Below are 3,072 nucleotides of genomic sequence, written 5' to 3'. Positions count from 1 at the left end.
CTCTCGGCTTCCGAAACCTCACGAACTATGTTGCCCGCAGCCTGCTCGAAAGCGGAGGATTCAGACCCCACCTACACCCTCGATTGCGATGAGCCCCATAAATCTTGTCGTGGATGGGTGCGCCGGCTGGGGCGTGTCGTTCAGCAGGAGGAGCATGATGGGTCCTAACCTGGCGGCGTCAGCGTCACCTTCTTGAACGGGCGATTTGCCCAGGAAGGGGTTGTGCGGTGGTGTCGACAGTGGAGGTTCCGCCTCTTATGGCCGGCGCCGCGCACCCGCAAGTGGAATTCACCATCGATGGTGTGGCGCATCGGGTGGACTGCTGCGACGTCGGCGATGCGGCGCTTGAGCAAGCCGCGGCAGTCCGAGACGCGGAGTCTTGACAGCACAAACTGAACTACTCCGGTTACTACTGGGCAGCAACGGTGCGACGGCATGTCTGGTTCGAGTCGTTGTATGAGCGGTCGGCCTTGATGCGCATGGACCGAGATCGCACCGTGGCAGGGATCGCCGCGCAGCCGATGTGGATCCATTGGCCAGGGGGGTCTGGGGAGGCACGCGCCGGACTTCTTCGTGCGGTTCGCGGATGGTCTGGCAGCGGTAGTTGATGTGAGGCCCGCGGAGCAGATCGACGACAAGACCGCGGCTGTTTTCGAGCGCACCGCGAAGTTGTGCGACGCACTGGGCTGGGGTTACGTGGTGGTCAGTGATATCAGCGCGGTGGAGCAAAGGAACTTGCGGTTCCTGTCGGGCTATCGCTTTGATCGGCGGTCCGCCGAGGCCACGGAGCTGTTGCAGAACTGTTTGCTGAAGACGGGCGCGATCTCGGAGTGGGTCAGCCGACTGCGCGGGTCCGCCCCCGACCCTCTGGGCGCCGTGTTCTGGGGATACTGTCATGACGGACCCCGACCACAGCGGTGCACGCCCGATGCCAAGCCCTGGCGCAACCGGATTCGGACCAGCGATCGCGGGTGCTCCCCAGCCGCGCCGGCGGGTGTCAGCTGGACCGCTGCCCGACGGCGTCCGGGCTCGGCGACCATGAATCGGACGCACCTTGACTGCTGCGGAGCGATGGACGACGCTCGAGGAATGGACACCCATCGCGGCACAATCTGCGCTTATGCGGTCCGATGACACGTTCGCCAGAGGTCGCGGTGATCGGGGGCGGGATCGTTGGCCTCTCGACTGCGTACGCGTTACGTGAGCAGGGCGTCGCGGTGCGCCTGTACGAGGCCGGTGTGCCCGGCGAGGGCCAGTCCGCCGGCGAGTCGCGGATCTTCCGGCATGCGCACGACGACCCGCGGCTCGTCGCGTTCGTGCGCGAGAGCCGCGGAGTGTGGGCTGAGTGGGCCGAACGGTTCGACGTCGAGCTGGTCTCATCTGATGGTGCGGTCGCGATCGGCGAAAGCGCGCTCGCGCGGCTGCGTGTGCTCGACCGTGTCGGCGGCGTGGCCGCGCGCGCGATCGATTCAGACGAGCTCGCCGAGCGAATGCCGCTGCTCGCCGGGTACTCCGGACCAGCGATGTTCGACGAGGCGGGCGGCGCGATCCGTACGCGCGCCGCCATCAAAGCGCTCGCGGGTCAGCTCGGGGACGCCGTCGTAACTGGCGAGGTGGTCTCGATCGAACCCCGCGGCAGTGGGACGGTTGAGGTGCGTAGCGTCACCGACTGCGCTGTCTACTCGAATGTGGTCGTGTGCGCCGGCCGCGAAACCGCCCGCCTGGCGCGGAGCGTCGGCCTTTCGTTGCCAGTCCGCCTCGCCGCACACGTGCGGCTGACTTTCGCCGTGAAAGCCCCCGCCCCGGCGCGGGTCGCGTGCCTGCAGGACGGCAGCGGCGACTTCGGCGAAGTCGGCGTCTACGCGACGCCGCTGCCGGGCAACAGCCGCTATGCGGTCGGACTCAGCGAGACTGTCGGCGTCCGCGACGACGGGACGTTCATCGACCCGGCGGCAGTTCGATCACTAGACGAACGTGCGCGCGAATACGTGGCACGGGCGCTGCCCGGCCTCGACCCTCAGCCGCGCGAGTTTGTCCACTGCTGGGTGACCGACCTCCCGTGGAGTGAGGACGGCGTGGCCGTCTGGGAGGCAGGTCGAATCCTTCTCGTGGCCGGTCACAATCTCTTCAAGCAGGCACCATCGCTGGGTCGCGCCCTCGCCCGAGCCGCAACCGGCGACGGTCTCGCCGCCGAGCTCATGCCCGAGGCGCGCCTCGGCGAACCCCAGCAATAGTTCCCGGTGACCCCTTCGAGCGCCGCACTCAGGGGGTCGCTGCGGACCGCTTGCTCCCACTGGCGAGGCCGTGCGGATCCGGCGTGTGTGACCGTAGAAGTTCTCCTGAGGTCGCGCCCCGTGAAGGCCCCGATCCACCGGGCTTGCGGGTCACCGACGGGGGTGCGTTACCGTCGTCCAACCATGGCCGCCAAGGGATCGGCTTACGGAACACTTCCGCGGACCAATGCAGGGCGCCCTATCCGCCAGACTTGAGTGAGACGCCGGGATTCCCGGAGGTTTGGCTGGGGCGTTGCCCGTGAAGGAGCGCACTGATGACCACGACGACGATCCCGATCGAGGTGCCGGCGCCGGCCTCGCCCGTGGCGCCTGGCCCGGACGACGCGTCGGCCGAGTCGGCCGACGAGGGCCCTCGCGCCGGCCGGCCGGCCCGCCGGTCGTTTACGGCCGAGTACAAGCGAGCGATCGTCGCCGAGTACGACGCGGCACCGGTCGGCCAGAAGGGCGCGGTGCTGCGTCGGGAACGGCTCTACGACTCGCACGTGCAAGAGTGGCGGGCCCACATCGCGGCGGGCACCTTGGGAGCCTCTCGCCGTGGGCCGCGCCCTGGCACCCCGGCGCGCACGGCCGAGATCGCCCAGCTGCGTAAGCAAGTCCAGACGCTGGAGAAGACCGTCGCTGACCGCGACGCGAGGCTCGCCCAGACTCAGGGAGCGTTGGACGTGCTGGGAAAAGGAGTCGCGTGTGCGACGTGAGGTCGCACATTTTCAGTGGTTGCATGGAGTGGAGGTGGCGCCCTTCGGGACGTCGCATGTGATCCGGGTCAGTGTCCATAAGA

2 protein-coding genes are annotated in these 3,072 nt (G+C 68.0%); both read left to right on the top strand.

What is annotated here, in order from left to right; genetic code table 11:
- The first annotated feature begins 1,154 nt into the window (after positions 1-1,154).
- A complete protein-coding gene (locus APR04_RS30170) occupies positions 1,155-2,234 on the top strand; it encodes an NAD(P)/FAD-dependent oxidoreductase (protein ID WP_253878321.1) in 1,080 nt (359 codons plus the stop codon).
- Between the two features lie 314 nt (positions 2,235-2,548).
- On the top strand, positions 2,549-2,989 hold the full coding sequence (locus tag APR04_RS30165) for a hypothetical protein (protein ID WP_253878323.1): 441 nt from the start codon (positions 2,549-2,551) through the stop codon (positions 2,987-2,989).
- Positions 2,990-3,072 lie beyond the last annotated feature (83 nt).

Source organism: Promicromonospora umidemergens (assembly GCF_024171995.1).
In the GTDB taxonomy this organism is placed as follows: domain Bacteria; phylum Actinomycetota; class Actinomycetes; order Actinomycetales; family Cellulomonadaceae; genus Promicromonospora; species Promicromonospora umidemergens.
Note: the sequence above shows the minus strand (reverse complement) of the source record. Positions and strands in the feature narration are given on the sequence as shown.